20 protein-coding genes are annotated in these 15287 nt (G+C 60.1%); 11 read left to right on the forward strand and 9 right to left on the reverse strand.

The features are described 5' to 3' along the window. Positions 1-61: 61 nt before the first annotated feature. On the reverse strand, positions 62-511 hold the full coding sequence (gene fur, locus ACG2K1_RS07160; RefSeq protein ID WP_009425611.1) for a ferric iron uptake transcriptional regulator: 450 nt from the start codon (positions 509-511) through the stop codon (positions 62-64). Positions 512-644: 133 nt separating this feature from the next. Here fur and ACG2K1_RS07165 point away from each other — a divergent pair, with 133 nt between their 5' ends. The 4 genes from ACG2K1_RS07165 (at position 645) to ACG2K1_RS07180 (ending at position 4798) form a co-directional block, all read left to right on the forward strand. Further along, on the forward strand, positions 645-1031 hold the full coding sequence (locus ACG2K1_RS07165; RefSeq protein WP_395428608.1) for an outer membrane protein assembly factor BamE: 387 nt from the start codon (positions 645-647) through the stop codon (positions 1029-1031). 12 nt (positions 1032-1043) lie between these two features. Next, positions 1044-1859 carry a 4-hydroxy-tetrahydrodipicolinate reductase gene (gene dapB / locus ACG2K1_RS07170; protein WP_395428609.1) on the forward strand — a complete coding sequence of 272 codons (816 nt, stop codon included), beginning with the start codon at positions 1044-1046 and terminating at the stop codon, positions 1857-1859. A gap of 81 nt (positions 1860-1940) precedes the next feature. Beyond that, complete coding sequence (locus ACG2K1_RS07175; protein WP_395428610.1) at positions 1941-3077, forward strand: methyltransferase; 1137 nt, start codon at positions 1941-1943, stop codon at positions 3075-3077. A gap of 251 nt (positions 3078-3328) precedes the next feature. Continuing rightward, positions 3329-4798 carry a DUF3360 family protein gene (locus ACG2K1_RS07180; RefSeq protein WP_395428611.1) on the forward strand — a complete coding sequence of 490 codons (1470 nt, stop codon included), beginning with the start codon at positions 3329-3331 and terminating at the stop codon, positions 4796-4798. A 63-nt stretch (positions 4799-4861) separates the two neighbouring features. On the opposite strand, the gene ACG2K1_RS07185 is transcribed toward ACG2K1_RS07180, so the two are convergent. Beyond that, positions 4862-5221 (reverse strand): hypothetical protein, encoded by a 360-nt coding sequence (locus ACG2K1_RS07185; RefSeq protein ID WP_036495741.1) that lies wholly within the window; start codon positions 5219-5221, stop codon positions 4862-4864. A gap of 141 nt (positions 5222-5362) precedes the next feature. Here ACG2K1_RS07185 and gcvH point away from each other — a divergent pair, with 141 nt between their 5' ends. From gcvH to recR, 7 genes are all read left to right on the forward strand, one after another. Then, positions 5363-5746: a glycine cleavage system protein GcvH gene (gcvH, locus tag ACG2K1_RS07190; RefSeq protein ID WP_009425618.1), complete on the forward strand. Its 384-nt coding sequence runs from the start codon at positions 5363-5365 to the stop codon at positions 5744-5746. Positions 5747-6029: 283 nt separating this feature from the next. Continuing rightward, on the forward strand, positions 6030-6482 hold the full coding sequence (gene accB, locus ACG2K1_RS07195) for an acetyl-CoA carboxylase biotin carboxyl carrier protein (protein WP_009425619.1): 453 nt from the start codon (positions 6030-6032) through the stop codon (positions 6480-6482). Between the two features lie 77 nt (positions 6483-6559). Beyond that, the gene (locus ACG2K1_RS07200) at positions 6560-6748 is read left to right on the forward strand and encodes a YqaE/Pmp3 family membrane protein (protein WP_009425620.1); all 189 of its coding nucleotides are present in this window, start codon (positions 6560-6562) and stop codon (positions 6746-6748) included. 70 nt (positions 6749-6818) lie between these two features. Continuing rightward, on the forward strand, positions 6819-8189 hold the full coding sequence (gene accC, locus ACG2K1_RS07205) for an acetyl-CoA carboxylase biotin carboxylase subunit (protein WP_009425621.1): 1371 nt from the start codon (positions 6819-6821) through the stop codon (positions 8187-8189). 219 nt (positions 8190-8408) lie between these two features. Continuing rightward, entirely contained in the window at positions 8409-9659 is a 1251-nt protein-coding gene (gene glyA / locus ACG2K1_RS07210) for a serine hydroxymethyltransferase (RefSeq protein WP_395428612.1), read from the forward strand. 44 nt (positions 9660-9703) lie between these two features. Continuing rightward, the gene (locus ACG2K1_RS07215; protein ID WP_395428613.1) at positions 9704-10096 is read left to right on the forward strand and encodes a hypothetical protein; all 393 of its coding nucleotides are present in this window, start codon (positions 9704-9706) and stop codon (positions 10094-10096) included. A 91-nt stretch (positions 10097-10187) separates the two neighbouring features. Next, entirely contained in the window at positions 10188-10793 is a 606-nt protein-coding gene (gene recR, locus ACG2K1_RS07220; RefSeq protein WP_395428614.1) for a recombination mediator RecR, read from the forward strand. Positions 10794-10892: 99 nt separating this feature from the next. Here the strand turns inward: recR and tpx are convergent, their stop codons facing one another. The 7 genes from tpx to ACG2K1_RS07255 all read right to left on the reverse strand — a co-directional run bounded on the left by tpx (position 10893) and on the right by ACG2K1_RS07255 (position 15277). Then, a complete protein-coding gene (gene tpx, locus ACG2K1_RS07225) occupies positions 10893-11387 on the reverse strand; it encodes a thiol peroxidase (protein ID WP_395428615.1) in 495 nt (164 codons plus the stop codon). Positions 11388-11530: 143 nt separating this feature from the next. Then, positions 11531-12307, reverse strand: a complete 777-nt coding sequence (gene lpxA, locus ACG2K1_RS07230) for an acyl-ACP--UDP-N-acetylglucosamine O-acyltransferase (RefSeq protein ID WP_009425627.1) — start codon at positions 12305-12307, stop codon at positions 11531-11533. 270 nt (positions 12308-12577) lie between these two features. Then, complete coding sequence (fabZ, locus tag ACG2K1_RS07235) at positions 12578-13042, reverse strand: 3-hydroxyacyl-ACP dehydratase FabZ (RefSeq protein ID WP_009425629.1); 465 nt, start codon at positions 13040-13042, stop codon at positions 12578-12580. 92 nt (positions 13043-13134) lie between these two features. Further along, entirely contained in the window at positions 13135-14178 is a 1044-nt protein-coding gene (gene lpxD, locus ACG2K1_RS07240; protein WP_009425630.1) for a UDP-3-O-(3-hydroxymyristoyl)glucosamine N-acyltransferase, read from the reverse strand. A gap of 112 nt (positions 14179-14290) precedes the next feature. Next, complete coding sequence (locus tag ACG2K1_RS07245; RefSeq protein WP_255351466.1) at positions 14291-14413, reverse strand: hypothetical protein; 123 nt, start codon at positions 14411-14413, stop codon at positions 14291-14293. A gap of 159 nt (positions 14414-14572) precedes the next feature. Continuing rightward, positions 14573-14698: a hypothetical protein gene (locus ACG2K1_RS07250; protein ID WP_395428616.1), complete on the reverse strand. Its 126-nt coding sequence runs from the start codon at positions 14696-14698 to the stop codon at positions 14573-14575. 93 nt (positions 14699-14791) lie between these two features. After that, the gene (locus ACG2K1_RS07255) at positions 14792-15277 is read right to left on the reverse strand and encodes an OmpH family outer membrane protein (RefSeq protein ID WP_395428617.1); all 486 of its coding nucleotides are present in this window, start codon (positions 15275-15277) and stop codon (positions 14792-14794) included. Positions 15278-15287: the final 10 nt, after the last annotated feature.

Consider the following 15287-nt stretch of genomic DNA (forward strand, 5'->3'; position numbering starts at 1 on the left):
GCCTGTTTTGTATTTTCAGACGGCCTCAGTCGAGCAATCCGAGCCTCCGGGCCGAATCAAATCAGCGTTTTTCCTTCTTTTGGCAGTTGCCGCACACGCCGTACATATAAAGCGCGTGGTCGACGATGCGGTAGCCGTGTTCTTCGGCCATTCTGTCCTGCAACTCTTCGATTTCCTCGCTGTGGAACTCGGCCACGGCGCCGCATTTGACGCAGACGATGTGGTCGTGGTGGCCGCCGGTGTTGAGTTCGTACACCGCCTTGCCGGTTTCGAAATGGTGACGCAGCAGGATGCCGGCCTGTTCGAACTGGGTCAGCACGCGGTAAATCGTGGCAACGCCGATTTCGATACCGTTTTCCAGCAGCACGCGGTACACATCTTCCGCGCTCATGTGGTCGTCGGGGTGTTTCTCGAACAAATCGAGGATTTTCAAGCGGGGGCCGGTGACTTTCAGGCCGTTGTCCCTGAGTTGAGCTACATTGCTGTCTATAGTCTTTTCCATACCGTTCATACCTTAGTGACGTAATTGCCGCTATAATACGCACTTTTAACGGCTTTGCCCACTAGCAGAATGATAAAAATTTTCAAATGAGAATTTTGTTGTGTCATACTGCCCCTCCCACCCATTCGGAAAGGTTCAATCCGTGAACAAATTTGCAGTTTTGCTGGCCGCAACGGCACTTTTCAGCCTCTCCGCCTGCTCGTCCGAGCGGGTTTCCCATTTCCCCTCCTACAAACTGAAAGTCATTCAGGGCAACCAGCTCGACGCACGCGCCGTCTCCTCCCTGCGCCCCGGTATGAGCCGCGACCAAGTGCAGCTTCTGCTGGGCACGCCGCTCTTACGCTCCGCTTTCCACCAAAACCGCTGGGACTACACCTACGAAATCAGCCGCAACGGCATCATCAACCAGGCCGAAACGCGCAACCTCACTGTCTGGTTTGAAAACGACCGCCTCGTCAAAGCCGAAGGCAACGCCGTCGACTACGCCCGCGAGCAGCTCCAAGCCGCCACACAACAGCCGCAACAATAAGGAGCGAGCGCCATGAATCCCCTGAAAATCGCCATTGCCGGCGCAGACGGCCGCATGGGGCGCGTCTTAATCGAAGCCGTAAACAAACACCCCGATACCGTATTGAGCGGCGCACTCGAACACGCCGCCTCACCCGCGCTCGGCCGCGACGCAGGCTACGCACTCGGCCTCAACACCGGCATTACCATTACTGATGATGCCGAAGCCGTGATTGCCCGAAGCGACGTACTCATCGACTTCACCCGCCCGGAGTCCACCCTCGCCCACCTGCAAAAATGCGTCGCCCACGGCACCAACATCGTTATCGGCACAACCGGTTTTGACGACGCGGGCAAAGCCGCCATTCAGACGGCCGCCGAAAAAATCGGCATCGTCTTTGCCGCCAACTTCAGCGTAGGCGTCAACCTCACATTCCACATTCTCGACACTGTCGCCCGCGTGTTAAACGAAGGCTACGACATCGAAATCATCGAAGCACACCACCGCCACAAAGTCGATGCCCCCAGCGGCACCGCCCTGCGTATGGGCGAAGTGATTGCCCACGCGCTCGGCCGCGATCTCAAAGAATGCGCCGTTTACGGCCGCGAAGGCCACACCGGCGAGCGCGACGCGCAAACCATCGGCTTTGCCACCGTGCGCGGCGGCGACATTGTCGGCGACCATACCGCCCTCTTCGCCGCCGACGGCGAGCGCGTCGAGATCACCCACAAAGCCTCCAGCCGCATGACCTTCGCCTCCGGAGCAGTACGCGCCGCCGTCTGGGCACAAGGAAAAACCGGCCTCTTCGATATGCAGGACGTACTCGGTTTGAAAAACACTTCACAATAAAAATTGCTGCACAGAGGCCGTCTGAAACCCCGTTTTCAGACGGCCTTAAACACTCCCAACCCTTTTCAGACGGCCTTTGCCATGAACCCCCTAATCCCCACCGACCGCAATACCGCCTGCGAATGGCGCAGCGAAAGCACGCAGAAACCGCCGAAAAACGCCGTTTTCCTGCGTGAAACCAACGCCGCCGCCGTCCTGCAAAACGCCCGTGCCGACACCGCCACCGTCTTTACCGGCGACTTCCACAACGGCAAACAAATCCTCGCCGCCCTGAAAAAACGCCTGCGCGGCGGCAGGCCGTCTGAAAAACGCAAACCAAAGGCCGACACGCCAAACGCCGACCCCGCCGCCGCCTTCCACCGCCACCGCCTGCGACAAGCGCAGCAAAGCCGCCTCACCAATATGCTCGCCGTCGAAATCGGCACGGATTTCACCCTCGGCCTGTCCCGCGCCCCCGACATCCGCGCCGCCCTCGCAGACGTCTATGACAGCGCCAACAACGCCCCCTTCCTGCTGCCCCTAAATCTCCTGCTCGGCTTTATCGGCGCGCACGAATGGCACAAAAAAGGCGTCGACATCCCCGCCCTCGGCGGCCGCATCCACGTTCCCTTCGGCGTTTTCTCCCCCCTGCGCGGCGAATATCTCGACCTCGTCATGCAGGCCGAACTCCCCCCGCACTTTCAGACGGCCTTCGACATCGGCACAGGCTCGGGCGTAATCGCCGCCCTACTCGCCAAACGCGGCATCGCCCGCATCACCGCCACCGACAACAACCCCCGCGCCCTCGCCTGCGCCGCTACCAACGCCGCCCGCCTCGGCCTCGCGCGGCAAATCGCCGTCGAAGCCGCCGACCTCTTCCCCGCCGGACGCGCCGACCTCATCGTCTGCAACCCGCCCTGGCTGCCCGCCAAACCCACCTCCGCCGTCGAAACCGCCCTCTACGACCCCGGACACGCCATGCTGCGCGGCTTTCTCGGCGGCGCACGGCAGCACCTGAACGAAGGCGGCGAAATCTGGCTTGTCATGTCCGACCTGGCCGAACACCTCGGCCTGCGCAGCCCCGACCTTCTGCCCGCCCTCTTTCAGACGGCCTCCCTCGCCCTAGTCGAAACCCTGCACACCCGCCCCGCCCACGCCAAAGCCGCCGACCCGTCCGACCCGCTCGCCTTCGCCCGCAGCCGCGAAACCACCACCCTCTACCGCCTGCGCCCGCTGTAAACCTCCGCCGCGAAAAGGCCGTCTGAAAACGAATGTATGGATTCTTAACCAATCCATGCATTCGTTTTCAGACGGCCTGTTTTTTATATCATTCTTTTCCATCGGAAAAATCCGTCTCCTTCCGTTTAACTGATGGCTGCCATCACCATTTTGGATTACACGCGATTACACAAATTAACTATACTGCTTTTCAGACGGCCTCCATGCAACCGCGGCAGGCCGTCTGAAACAGACAAACGGAGAAGAAAAATATGAGTGAGACCATCGAAAAAAGCTATTCGCAATTACACAAACCCGCCTCCGACTTCGCCACCCGCGAAGCCTATCTCGATCACGAACTGGAAATCCTGCAACCGAAGCGCTGGCGCGCCAACCTGCCGCTGCGCGATTTCCGCTTCGAATGGGAAGACCTGATTCCCGCGTTTGCCGGCACCATCGGCAAAGTGGTGATGGTGGGCGCGGTGGCCGCCGCCTTCGCCGGCCCCTTGGGGCTGCCCGAAGGCTTTATTTTGGAAAACGTGCGCTACGAGCTGCTCATCGCCTCGCTGTTCATCCTGCTCTTGTCGGGCTTTTTCCTGCCCACCGCCAACCTGCCCGGCACGCACGGCCCGCTGATTCCGCTGATTCCCGTCGTAGTCGCCGCAGGCGGACACCCGCTGGCCTTCGGCATCCTGATTGCCCTGTTCGGCTTCATCCTCGGCATCACCAAAGGCGGCAGCCTGATGGCGAAGCTGACGGGCAACGGCGTCTGCGGCGGCCTGCTGCTCTATCTGGGCTTTATCGGCACGACGGGGCAGGTGAAAAAACTGTTCGACTGGGCAGGCGGCTTCGGCATGCCGCACATCGCCTTCGTCGTGATACTGGGCACCATCGTGCTCTACGCCCTGCTCGAACACTGGCAGAAACGCTGGCTGGCCGTGCCGCTGGGCTGCCTTTTGGCAGGCGTCACCGCCTTCGTCCTCGGCGCACCTTTTTCGTTCAAAACCGCACCCGGCCTGCCGCCGATGAGCCCGTCCTACTGGTGGGGTGAAAACACGGGCTGGATGCTCGGCTGGCCGACGGCCGACAGCTTCCTCGTCGTTTTCCCCTTCGCCGTGCTCGCCGTCGCCATGTGGTCGCCCGATTTCCTCGGCCACCAGGTCTTCCAAAAACTGAGCTATCCCGAAAAAGCGGAAAAAGCGCACATGAACATCGACGACACCATGGTCAGCTGCGCCGTGCGCCAGGCCGCAGGCTCGTTCCTCGGCGGCGCGAACTTCACTTCATCGTGGGGCACATACATCGTTCCCGCCTCCATCGCCAAGCGCCCGATTCCCGCCGGCGCCATTCTCACCGCCCTCTTCTGCATCACGGCAGGCATTTGGGGCTACCCGATGGACTTGGCCGTGTGGCAGCCCGTATTGAGCGTGGCGCTCGTGGTCGGCGTGTATGTTCCCCTGCTTGAAGCGGGCATGGAAATGACGCGCAAAGGCAAAACCACCCAGTCCGCCGCCATCGTCGTTTTCTCCTCGGCGCTGGTCAACCCCGTGTTCGGCTGGTCGCTCACCATGTTGCTCGACAACCTCGGCCTGATCGGCTGCAAAGAACGCAGCGCCGGATTGGGCTTCGTCGGCCGCGTTATCGTGCCCGCCGCAGGCTTCGTCATCCTCTGCGCCGCCATGGGCGCGGTCGGCATGCTGCCCGGCATTCCCGCCTTCCTGCCGCACTTCCGACAGCTGTAAACCCGTAAAGCAAAAGGCCGTCTGAAACTTTTCAGACGGCCTTCATACGGCACAAAAGCGCTTCTAACGCCGCCAATAATAAGCGCGCGGCGGCGGCGCGGGACGGTAGCGGCGCGGCGGCGGATAAGCGTCTTCATAATAACCGTAGCCGCCAATACTGCGGCTCTCGACAGTATCCGGCGGGCTGTTGCTGAAACGGATGGTGTTTTGGCCGAACCTGATCGACTGCCCGCTGCCGCTGTCGTCGCGGAAATACGGACGCGGCGGCGGAGGCGGCGGATAAGGCATATAGCGCCCGCGCCCGTAGGGCTCGTGGATGATGATAACCGGCGGCTCGCTCTTCTCGCCGCTGATCAGATAATCGACCGCCCCCGCACCCGAAGACACAAACAGCGCGGCGGTCAAAACCAACATTTTTTTCATCGCTTTTCTCCTGCGTAAAACGGCGGATGCCTGCCGCATTATGCACCCGTCCCGCGTTAAATGCCGATATTCCCAAAGCACGGCAAGCCTGCTATCCTTACACACCCAAACAATTCTTAACCCTTAACCGGAGGACAAACCATGAGCAACATTCCCGCCGAACTCAGATATGTCGACAGCCACGAATGGCTGCGCCGCGAAGAAGACGGCACCGTCACCGTCGGCATTACCTTCCACGCGCAGGAACTTTTGGGCGACATCGTGTTCGTCGAGCTGCCCGAAACCGGCGCGAAACTCGCCGCCGGCGACCAGGCCGGCGTCGTCGAATCCGTCAAAGCCGCCTCCGACGTATACGTCCCGATTGCCGGCGAAATCATCGAAGTGAACGAAGCCCTCGCCTCCGCTCCCGAAACCGCCAACAGCGATCCCTACGGCGCAGGCTGGTTCTTCAAAATCCAACCCGACAACCCCGCCGACTACAACGCCCTGCTCACTGCAGAGCAATACGCCGAACTGGCAGGCTGACACCGCCCCTTTCAGACGGCCTGCATCCTGTTGCAGGCCGTCTGAAAACATCTTTGCCGCACACCGGAAACAGTCCTTCCCAAGCCTCCGCTCAACACGGCAGACAAACGCCGCAAAACCCGCCGTTTCCCAACATTTCGCTGGACTTTCCGCCGCATTTTGGTAAAAATGCGCGCCTATTTCCGCCTTGCGGGGCGCATTTTCCCGCCCCGCCCGCGCCGCAAAACACCCACTCTGCAACCGCACTTCGCGGCGGCACAACATTTTCGCAAGGAAAACACGAATGGACTTACGCAAACTCAAAAAGCTGATTGATCTGGTGGAAGAATCCGGCATCGCCGAAATCGAAGTTACCGAAGGCGAAGAAAAAGTACGCATCACCCGTTCCACCGTGGCGCAAACCGTTTACGCACCCGCCCCCGTCCAAGCAGCACCCGCCGCACCAGCCCCCGCGGCCGCAGCAGTGCCTGCCGCACCCGCAGCCCCTGCCGCGCGAGACTTGTCCGCCGCGCAGAAATCGCCGATGGTCGGTACCTTCTACCGCGCCGCCAGCCCCACCAGCGCCCCCTTCGTCGAAGTCGGCCAAAGCGTCAAAGCGGGCGACACCCTCTGCATCATCGAAGCCATGAAGCTGATGAACGAAATCGAAGCCGAAAAATCCGGCACAATCAAAGAAATCCTCGTCGAAAACGGCACACCCGTCGAATACGGCGAACCGCTCTTCATCATCGAATAAGCCGCTTTCAGACGGCCTCCGAACATACGGAGGCCGTCTGAAAACCTTTTCCCCACCCTCCGAACGCAAGGAAAACCATGCGCCTGCTCCTCGCCATCTTCCTGCCCTGGCTACAGTTTTTCACCATCGGCCGCCCGATTGCGGGCATCGTCTGCCTGATCCTGCAACTGACCGTCATCGGCTGGGTGCCCGCCGCCCTGTGGTCTGTGTACGCACTGAGCCAGTACAAAACCGACCAAAAAATCCGCGAAACACTCGGCCGCTGAGGCCGTCTGAACACGCAGCGCCGGCCAAACCGCAAGCGGCACGCCGCCGCGCCACACAGGAAAAGTCATCATGCTGAAAAAAGTCTTAATCGCCAACCGGGGCGAAATCGCCCTGCGCGTTTTGCGCGCCTGCCGCGAAATGGGCATTGCCACCGTCGCCGTCCACTCCGAAGCCGACCGCGACAGCCTGCACGTCAAGCTGGCCGACGAATCCGTCTGCATCGGCCCCGCCCCCTCGCCGCAAAGCTACCTGCACATCCCCGCCATCATCGCCGCTGCCGAAGTCACCGGCGCCGACGCCATCCACCCCGGCTACGGCTTTCTCGCCGAAAACGCCAGCTTCGCCCAACAAGTCGAAGAGTCCGGCTTCGTCTTCATCGGCCCTCGTCCCGACACCATCCGCCTGATGGGCGACAAAGTGTCCGCCAAACAGGCCATGCTCGAAGCAGGCGTGCCCTGCGTGCCCGGTTCCGACGGCGCCCTGCCCGACAATCCCGACGAAATCCTGAAAATTGCCGACAAAGTCGGCTACCCCGTGATTATCAAAGCCTCCGGCGGCGGCGGCGGACGCGGCATGCGCGTGGTCGAGAAAAAAGAAGACCTCATCAAATCTGTGGAAATGACCAAAGCCGAAGCGGGCGCCGCCTTCGGCAACCCCATGGTCTACATGGAACGCTACCTGCAACGCCCGCGCCACGTCGAAATCCAAGTGCTGGCCGACGAACACGGCAACGCCATCTATCTGGGCGAGCGCGACTGCTCCATGCAGCGCCGCCACCAGAAAGTGATCGAAGAAGCCCCCGCCCCCGGCATCACCGCCAAAGAGCGCGAAAAAATCGGCAAAGCCTGCGTCGAAGCCTGCAAACGCATCGGCTATCGCGGCGCGGGCACATTCGAATTCCTCTACGAAGACGGCGAGTTTTTCTTCATCGAAATGAACACCCGCGTCCAAGTCGAACACCCCGTTACCGAGCTGATTTCCGGCGTGGACATCGTGCAGGAACAGCTGCGCGTCGCCGCAGGCGAAAAACTGCAATACAAGCAGAAAGACATCGTCCTCGACGGCCACGCCTTCGAGTGCCGCATCAACGCCGAAGACCCGTACAACTTCATCCCCAGCCCGGGTCTGATCGAAAGCTGCCACCTGCCCGGCGGCTTCGGCATCCGCGTCGACAGCCACATCTACCAGGGCTACCGCATCCCGCCGAACTACGACAGCCTGATCGGAAAAATCTGCGTGCACGGCAAAACCCGCGAACAGGCGATGGCGAAAATGCGCGTCGCGCTGGCCGAGCTGGCCGTTACCGGCATCAAAACCAACACCCCGCTGCACCGCGACCTCTTTACCGACCCCGGCTTTGCCGAAGGCGGCGTCAGCATCCACTATCTGGAACGCTGGCTGGAAGAGCGCAAAGAGCGTCTGGCGCAGGAAAAACAGTAGGATAAGGCCGTCTGAAAGCAAAGCTTCAACGAAGTTAAAAACCGTTTTCAGACGGCCTTGATTGTTTTCAGACGGCCTCAAACCTGCATCTGCGACGCCTGAGGCCGTCTGAAAACGCCCACGGCCGAAAACGCCGTAGATTTTCCATTTTGCTTCACTATACAATGCCCGACGCCCCCGCACGGGCGCCCCACCCCAACGCACTTCAAAGGAGATACCATGTTCTCGAAAAGCCTCACCATCGAAAAATACGACCCCGAACTGGCCGCTGCCATCGCCGCCGAAAACCAACGCCAGCAAGACCATGTCGAGCTGATTGCCTCAGAAAACTACGTCAGCCCCGCCGTGATGGAAGCGCAGGGCAGCCAGCTCACCAACAAATACGCCGAAGGCTATCCCGGCAAACGCTATTACGGCGGCTGCGAACACGTCGATGTGGCCGAGCAGCTGGCCATCGACCGCGTGAAAAAACTCTTCGGCGCGGCCTATGCCAACGTGCAGCCGCATTCCGGCTCGCAGGCCAACCAGGCCGTGTACACTTCCGTGCTCAAACCGGGCGACACCATCTTGGGCATGAGCCTGGCGCACGGCGGCCACCTGACCCACGGCGCGAGCGTCAATATCTCCGGCAAGCTCTATAACGTGGTTGCCTACGGTTTGAACAAAGACGAGATTTTGGATTACGACGAAGTCGAACGCCTCGCGCTTGAGCACAAGCCGAAAATGATAGTCGCCGGCGCATCGGCCTACGCGCTGGAAATCGACTGGGCGCGCTTCCGCCAGATTGCCGACAAAGTGGGCGCATATCTGTTTGTCGATATGGCGCACTACGCCGGCCTGATTGCCGCCGGCGAGTATCCCAGCCCCGTGCCCTATGCCGATTTTGTTACCACCACCACCCACAAAACCCTGCGCGGCCCGCGCGGCGGCGTGATTCTCTGCCGCGACACCACCCACGAAAAAGCCCTCAACTCGGCAATTTTCCCCAGCCTGCAAGGCGGCCCGCTGATGCATGTGATTGCCGCCAAAGCCGTGGCCTTTAAAGAAGCGCTGCAACCCGAGTTCAAAACCTACGCCAAACAGGTGAAAGCCAACGCGCAGGCAATGGCCGAAGAGCTGGTCAAACGCGGCCTGCGTATCGTTACCGGCCGCACCGAAAGCCATTTGTTCCTCGTTGATTTGCGCCCGAAAAACATCACCGGCAAAGCCGCCGAAGAAGCCTTGGGCAAAGCGCACATTACGATTAACAAAAACGCCATCCCCAACGACCCGGAAAAACCGTTTGTAACCAGCGGCATCCGCGTCGGCACATCAGCAATTACCACGCGCGGCTTCGATGAAGCCGATGCCCGCAAACTCGCCAATCTGGTGGCCGACGTGCTGGACAATCCCAACGACGAAGCCAATCTCGCGCACGTGGCCGAACAGGTCAAAGCGCTGTGCGATAAAAATCCGGTGTACGGCGCGTAAACCGCCGCGCATCTTCGGATTGTTATTCGGCTAAGGAAACAACAATGAGTTACGACTTGATGGTATTCGACCCCGCCGCCGCCCCGCGCGAACGCGAGGAGTTTATGCAATGGTATGACGCGCAAACAGAATGGGCGGAAGATCACGAGTACGACGATCCCGCCGTTACCACGCCCGCCTTGCGCGCCTGGTTTTTGGAAATGATCGAAACCTTCCCCGCCATGAACGGCCCTTATGGCGGCGACGAAGACGATGACGACTATTTCGACAATCCCCACGTCAGCGACTACTGTATCGGAAAATCGGTGATTTATACCGCCTTTGCCTGGTCGGTGGCCGACGAAGCCTATGAAACCGTGTGTACATTGGCCGCCAAACACGGCGTGGGCTTTTTCGATGTCAGCAGCGACGATGCAGAAATCCGTTTTCCCAACTAAACCTACCGCAGCGGATAAGCGCGAAAGGCCGTCTGAAACCCTTTTTCAGACGGCCTCAAACCTTGTCCCGCATCCCTATTGAAGAAAACCCATGGCCAAACAGCAAGACGCCTTTTCCCGCCTGATAAACGCCCTGAAAGTGCTGCCCAACGTCGGCCCAAAATCCGCCCAGCGCATCGCCTACCACCTCTTGCAACACGACCGCAAAGGCGCGGCGGAACTCGCCCGCACCCTCGACAACGCCCTGCTGCAAGTCCGCCACTGCGCCCGCTGCAACACCTTCTGCGAAGGCGAAACCTGCGACATCTGCGCCGACCCCGCGCGCGACGGGCGGCGGCTGATGATCGTCCACATGCCCGCCGACGTCTCCGGCATGGAAGCCGCCCGCTGCCACGACGGCCTCTATTTCGTGCTGATGGGACAGGTCAGCCCGGCGCAGGGCATGGATTTGAACCATATCGCCATCGACAAACTGGTGACGCGCCTGCAAGAAAGCGAGGTGGAGGAAATCATCATCGCCACCAACTTCACCGCCGAAGGCGACGCCACCGCCTACGTTCTGGCCGAGCTGCTGAAAAACCTGCCCTACAAAATCAGCCGCCTCTCGCGCGGCATGCCGCTGGGCGCGGAGCTGGAATACATCGACGCGGGCACGCTGGCGCAGGCCGTGTACGAGCGCAGGATGTTGAAAGAGTAAGCGCCCTGCCCTACCCGACACAAAGGCCGTCTGAAAACCCAAAACAGGTTTTCAGACGGCCTTTCGGTTTGAAAACTGCCAGCTGCCTAAACAAGCGCTTTACAGCACGGCCAGCGCAGCGTCGTAATCGGGTTCGTCGCCGATTTCGCCGACCAGTTGGACGTGCAGTACTTTGTCGGCTTCGTCAAGCACCACAACGGTGCGGGCAGTGAGGCCGCGCAGCGGGCTGTCGGCGAGGGCAACACCGTAGTCTTGCGCGAAGCTGCTGCGGAAGCTTGAGAGCGTAACAACTTTGTCCAAACCTTCCGCGCCGCAGAAGCGGGCTTGGGCAAAAGGCAAATCGGCGGAGATGCACAGCACGACGGCGTTATCCAGCGAGGAAGCGCGTTGGTTGAACTTGCGTACCGATTGGGCGCACACGCCGGTGTCGACGCTGGGAAAAATGTTCAGCACTTTGCGCTTGCCGGCAAAATCGGCGGGCGTTTTGTCGGACAAATCGGCGGCGGCCAATGAAAACGCGGGTGCGGTTTGGCCGACGGCGGGCAGCGTGCCGTTGACTTGTACGGGGTTGCCGTGGAAGGTGACTTGGGACATGGTAAATCCTTTCTTTCGGTTGCGTGGAAACGGGCGGCGGCTGCCGCCCGCGTGAAGGATAGGACGTTTGACCCGCCCTGCCAAGAGGCCGTCTGAAAAGCGCGCGGCGTTTTCAGACGGCCTCTTAAAACCTGTTCATAACATCAGCGGATGATGCCGCGTGTGGAGGCGGCGAAAAAGTCTTTGAATACGGCCAGTTCGGGCTGCGTTTCGGCGCGTTTGAGGATGTCGGCTTTGGCCTCTTCAAACGGGATGCCGCGGTGGTAGATGGTTTTGTACACGTCTTTGACGGTGGCAATCTGCTCGGCACTAAAGCCGTTGCGGCGCATTCCTTCGCTGTTGATGCCCGCCGGTTCGGCACGGTAGCCTGCGGCCATGAAGTAGGGCGGTACGTCTTTGTGCACGCCTGCGGCGAAGGCGGTCATGGCGTAGTCGCCGATGTGGCAGAACTGGAAAACCAGTGTGTAGCCGCCGAGGATGACGTAGTCGCCGATGGTAACGTGTCCGGCCAGGCTGGCGTTGTTGGCGAAGATGGTGTGGTTGCCGATGACGCAGTCGTGGGCGAGGTGGCAGTAGGCCATAATCCAGTTGTCGTCGCCGATGCGGGTTTCGCCGATGCCGGTGACGGTGCCGAGGTTGAAGGTAGTGAATTCGCGGATGGTGTTGCCGTTGCCGATAATCAGGCGGGTGGGCTCGCCGGCGTATTTTTTGTCCTGCGGGATTTCGCCGAGGCTGGCAAATTGGAAGATGCGGTTGTTTTCGCCGATGGTGGTGTGGCCGTTAATCACGGCGTGCGGGCCGATTTCGGTGTTGGCGCCGATTTGCACGTCGGGGCCGATAACGGTGTATGCACCGACTTTGACGCTGGAATCCAGTTCGGCTTTGGGGTCGATAACGGCGGTGGGGTGGATGAGGGTCATGGTTTTCCTTTCGTGCCCGTTTGTTCGCTGGCGGCCTGTCCGACGGTTTTCAGACGGCCTCCTAGGGCGTGTTGACAATCAACTTTTGAAGCGGATTTTGCGGCATAAAACGGCAGATGCAAGGCGAAAATGCGAGCCTATGCCGCCCATAGGCGAGTATTTTCAACGCGGCAGATGCCGCTTTAGGACGGAAAAGCCGCCAAAATGTTGATTGTCAACACGCCCTAGGGGCTGTTGGCAATCAGCCCCAGGCCGTCTGAAAACGCCGCATCAACCTTTTTCGACGACGCGCTGGGCGCACATGATGGTGGCCTCGCAGGCCAGTTCGCCGTTTACTTTGGCGGTGGCGTTGAATTTGCCGATGCCGCGGCGGTGGGCGAGCAGTTCGACTTCGAAGTCGAGGCGGTCGCCCGGGATGACCTGGCGTTTGAAGCGCACGTTGTCGAGTCCGGCAAACAGGGTGATTTCGTTTTCGCGGCGTTTGGTGCTGCCCTGGCTCAACACGGCCAGCACGCCGCAGGCCTGCGCCATGGCTTCGACGATCAGCACGCCCGGCATTACGGGCGATTCGGGGAAGTGGCCTTGGAAAAACTGCTCGTTGAAGGTGACGTTTTTAAACGCACTCAGGGTTTTGCCGGGCTCGGCGGCGGTAACGCGGTCGAGCAGCATGAAGGGGAAGCGGTGCGGTAGGATTTCCTGGATTTCGCGGGCTTCGATGGGGAATTTGATGTCCATTGCGTGATTGTCCTTGTGGTTGGGTCATGCCGTCTGAAAACGGTTTTTCACTTCCTTGAAACTTCGTTTTCAGACGGCCTTTTGTTATCTGCTTATCTGCCGTTTTTCAGTTCGGCCAGTTCTTTTTCAAGCTGTCTGATCCGTTTGTCCGTTTCGCTCAAACGGCGCACGTGCACGGCGTTGCGCGCCCATTCTTTATAAGAAGACATGGGGAAGATGCCCGCAACGTGGGTGCCGCTTTCGCTGATGCTGTGGGTAACCGACGTGCCGCCGCCGATGGTGGTTTTGTCGGCGATTTCGATGTGGCCGACCGTGCCGACACCGCCGCCGATGATGCAGAAATCGCCGACGGTTACACTGCCGGAAATACCGGTTTTGGCGGCGATAACGGTGTGGCTGCCGATGCGGCAGTTGTGGCCGATTTGCACTTGGTTGTCGATTTTGGAACCGCGTCCGACGGTAGTGTCGCTCATCGCGCCGCGGTCGATATTGGTGTTTGAGCCGATTTCGACATCGTCGCCGAGCGTAACCGCGCCGGTTTGCGGGATTTTGAACCACGAATCGCCTGCAAAGGCGAGGCCGAAGCCGTCTGCGCCAATGACTGCGCCGCTGTGGATTTCCACGCGCTTGCCTAACGTGCAGCCGTGGTAAACCACGGCGTTGGGGTGGATAACGGTTTCGTCGCCCAGCGTGCAACCTTGTTCGACTACCGCGCCGGCGAGAATGCGGCAGCCTTCGCCGAGTACGGTGTTTGCACCGATGTAGGCGTGCGCGCCGATTTCGCAGCTTGCGGGTACGGTGGCGGTCGGCTCAATCACGGCGGTGGGGTGCACGCCGCTCTGTGCTTTGACGATCGGCGAAAACAGCCGTGCCACTTTGGCGAAATAGAGATAGGGATCGGCGGCGACAATCAGGTTGCGGCCGGTAAATTCGTCGGCGGCTTTGGGCGAAACGATGACCGCGCCCGCGCCGCTGGCGTGTACGTCGGCCTTGTATTTGGGGTTGGCGAGAAAGCTGATGTGCGCCGCGCCTGCTTCGGCGAGCGGGCGCACGGCGGACACGGCGATGTCGCTGCCGCGCCATTCGCCGCCGAGTTCGGCGGCGATTTGGGAAAGGGTATAGGTTTTTTCTGTCATGGCCTTATCGGAACAGGTTGCACGGCAGGCCGTCTGAAACGGGAAACCGCAAACAATCGGATGCGTTTTCACTTCGTTGAAGTTTCGTTTTCAGACGGCCTTTTCATGGAATTTACCAAAACGGCGCGGGGCGTTTGGGTGTGCAGAAATGCACGTCTTGCGCGCGGAAACAGGTGTAGCGGGCGCGGCGGCCATCCTGCTTCAAGGGTTTGAAGGTGCGGCTGCGGTAATACACTTCGAGGCTGCCGCCTTCGTATGCGCTCTGCCAGCGCCCGTTTGCGGCATCATAATCGGCGGTGAAGGTGTATTGCCTGCCGCCAGTTTCGTAGCTGACGGAACGTGTGTCGGGCAGGTTCGGACGCGGCGCGGATGTGACCGCTTGTGCGCGGCAGGGCTACGCTTTGCCGATTTTGCCTGCGGCGCCGACGGGGAAGCAGCACGTGTCGGCCGTTTGTGGAATGTCGGCCTGCGCGGTAAAGGAAAAAAGGCAGGCCAATGCTGCCGATGCTTTTTTCATCATATTTGAATCCGGTTCGGGCACGGCGGGAAGACGTTTCAGACGGCCTCGATACGGCAGGCCGTCTGAAAAACCCGCAGCACGGGTTTGGCTGCTTTAACGGTTCATCTCGCGGATGACTTTGTCGGTGATGTCGAATTTGGCATCGATGAAGATAACGTCGTGCAGTATCAGGTCGTAACCTTCTTTTTTCGCCAAATCGATCATCACGCGGTCGGCATTGCGTTGCAGGGCGGCAAACTCTTCGTTGCGGCGCAGGTCGTAGTCTTCGGCCAGCTGCTGCTGCGCGGTACGCAGAGCGCGGCTGCGGCGCTCGTCTTCGGCGTTTTTGCCGGATGCGGCGTTTTTACGCAGCCATTCTGCAGTTTCCTGCTGCATTTTTTCCAACTGCTGCTGGCGCGGCGCAAATTCGGCTTCCAGTTTCTGCTGGATGTTTTGCGCCTGTTTCGACTCACGGTAGACGCGCTCGACGTCGATGAAACCAAGTTTCTGCACGCCACCTGCCGCAACTGGTGCGGCCAAAGCCGCTGCCGCGGCAAAGGCGGCCGCCCACATTCTGATCCGTGTTTTTCCGCTGGTCATGCTGTTTCCT

It is taken from the genome of Neisseria sp. 23W00296, from assembly GCF_044772855.1.
Classification (GTDB): Bacteria; Pseudomonadota; Gammaproteobacteria; order Burkholderiales; family Neisseriaceae; genus Neisseria.

Coding starts and splice junctions, on each gene's coding strand:
- lpxA (WP_009425627.1), bottom strand. CDS start 12,307: ATGACCCTCATCCACCCCACCGCCGTTATCGACCCCAAAGCCGAACTG.
- fabZ (WP_009425629.1), bottom strand. CDS start 13,042: ATGGACATCAAATTCCCCATCGAAGCCCGCGAAATCCAGGAAATCCTA.
- ACG2K1_RS07180 (WP_395428611.1), top strand. CDS start 3,329: ATGAGTGAGACCATCGAAAAAAGCTATTCGCAATTACACAAACCCGCC.
- lpxD (WP_009425630.1), bottom strand. CDS start 14,178: ATGACAGAAAAAACCTATACCCTTTCCCAAATCGCCGCCGAACTCGGC.
- gcvH (WP_009425618.1), top strand. CDS start 5,363: ATGAGCAACATTCCCGCCGAACTCAGATATGTCGACAGCCACGAATGG.
- glyA (WP_395428612.1), top strand. CDS start 8,409: ATGTTCTCGAAAAGCCTCACCATCGAAAAATACGACCCCGAACTGGCC.
- accC (WP_009425621.1), top strand. CDS start 6,819: ATGCTGAAAAAAGTCTTAATCGCCAACCGGGGCGAAATCGCCCTGCGC.
- ACG2K1_RS07200 (WP_009425620.1), top strand. CDS start 6,560: ATGCGCCTGCTCCTCGCCATCTTCCTGCCCTGGCTACAGTTTTTCACC.
- ACG2K1_RS07175 (WP_395428610.1), top strand. CDS start 1,941: ATGAACCCCCTAATCCCCACCGACCGCAATACCGCCTGCGAATGGCGC.
- fur (WP_009425611.1), bottom strand. CDS start 511: ATGAACGGTATGGAAAAGACTATAGACAGCAATGTAGCTCAACTCAGG.
- dapB (WP_395428609.1), top strand. CDS start 1,044: ATGAATCCCCTGAAAATCGCCATTGCCGGCGCAGACGGCCGCATGGGG.
- ACG2K1_RS07185 (WP_036495741.1), bottom strand. CDS start 5,221: ATGAAAAAAATGTTGGTTTTGACCGCCGCGCTGTTTGTGTCTTCGGGT.
- ACG2K1_RS07215 (WP_395428613.1), top strand. CDS start 9,704: ATGAGTTACGACTTGATGGTATTCGACCCCGCCGCCGCCCCGCGCGAA.
- tpx (WP_395428615.1), bottom strand. CDS start 11,387: ATGTCCCAAGTCACCTTCCACGGCAACCCCGTACAAGTCAACGGCACG.
- accB (WP_009425619.1), top strand. CDS start 6,030: ATGGACTTACGCAAACTCAAAAAGCTGATTGATCTGGTGGAAGAATCC.
- ACG2K1_RS07250 (WP_395428616.1), bottom strand. CDS start 14,698: ATGATGAAAAAAGCATCGGCAGCATTGGCCTGCCTTTTTTCCTTTACC.
- ACG2K1_RS07255 (WP_395428617.1), bottom strand. CDS start 15,277: ATGACCAGCGGAAAAACACGGATCAGAATGTGGGCGGCCGCCTTTGCC.
- recR (WP_395428614.1), top strand. CDS start 10,188: ATGGCCAAACAGCAAGACGCCTTTTCCCGCCTGATAAACGCCCTGAAA.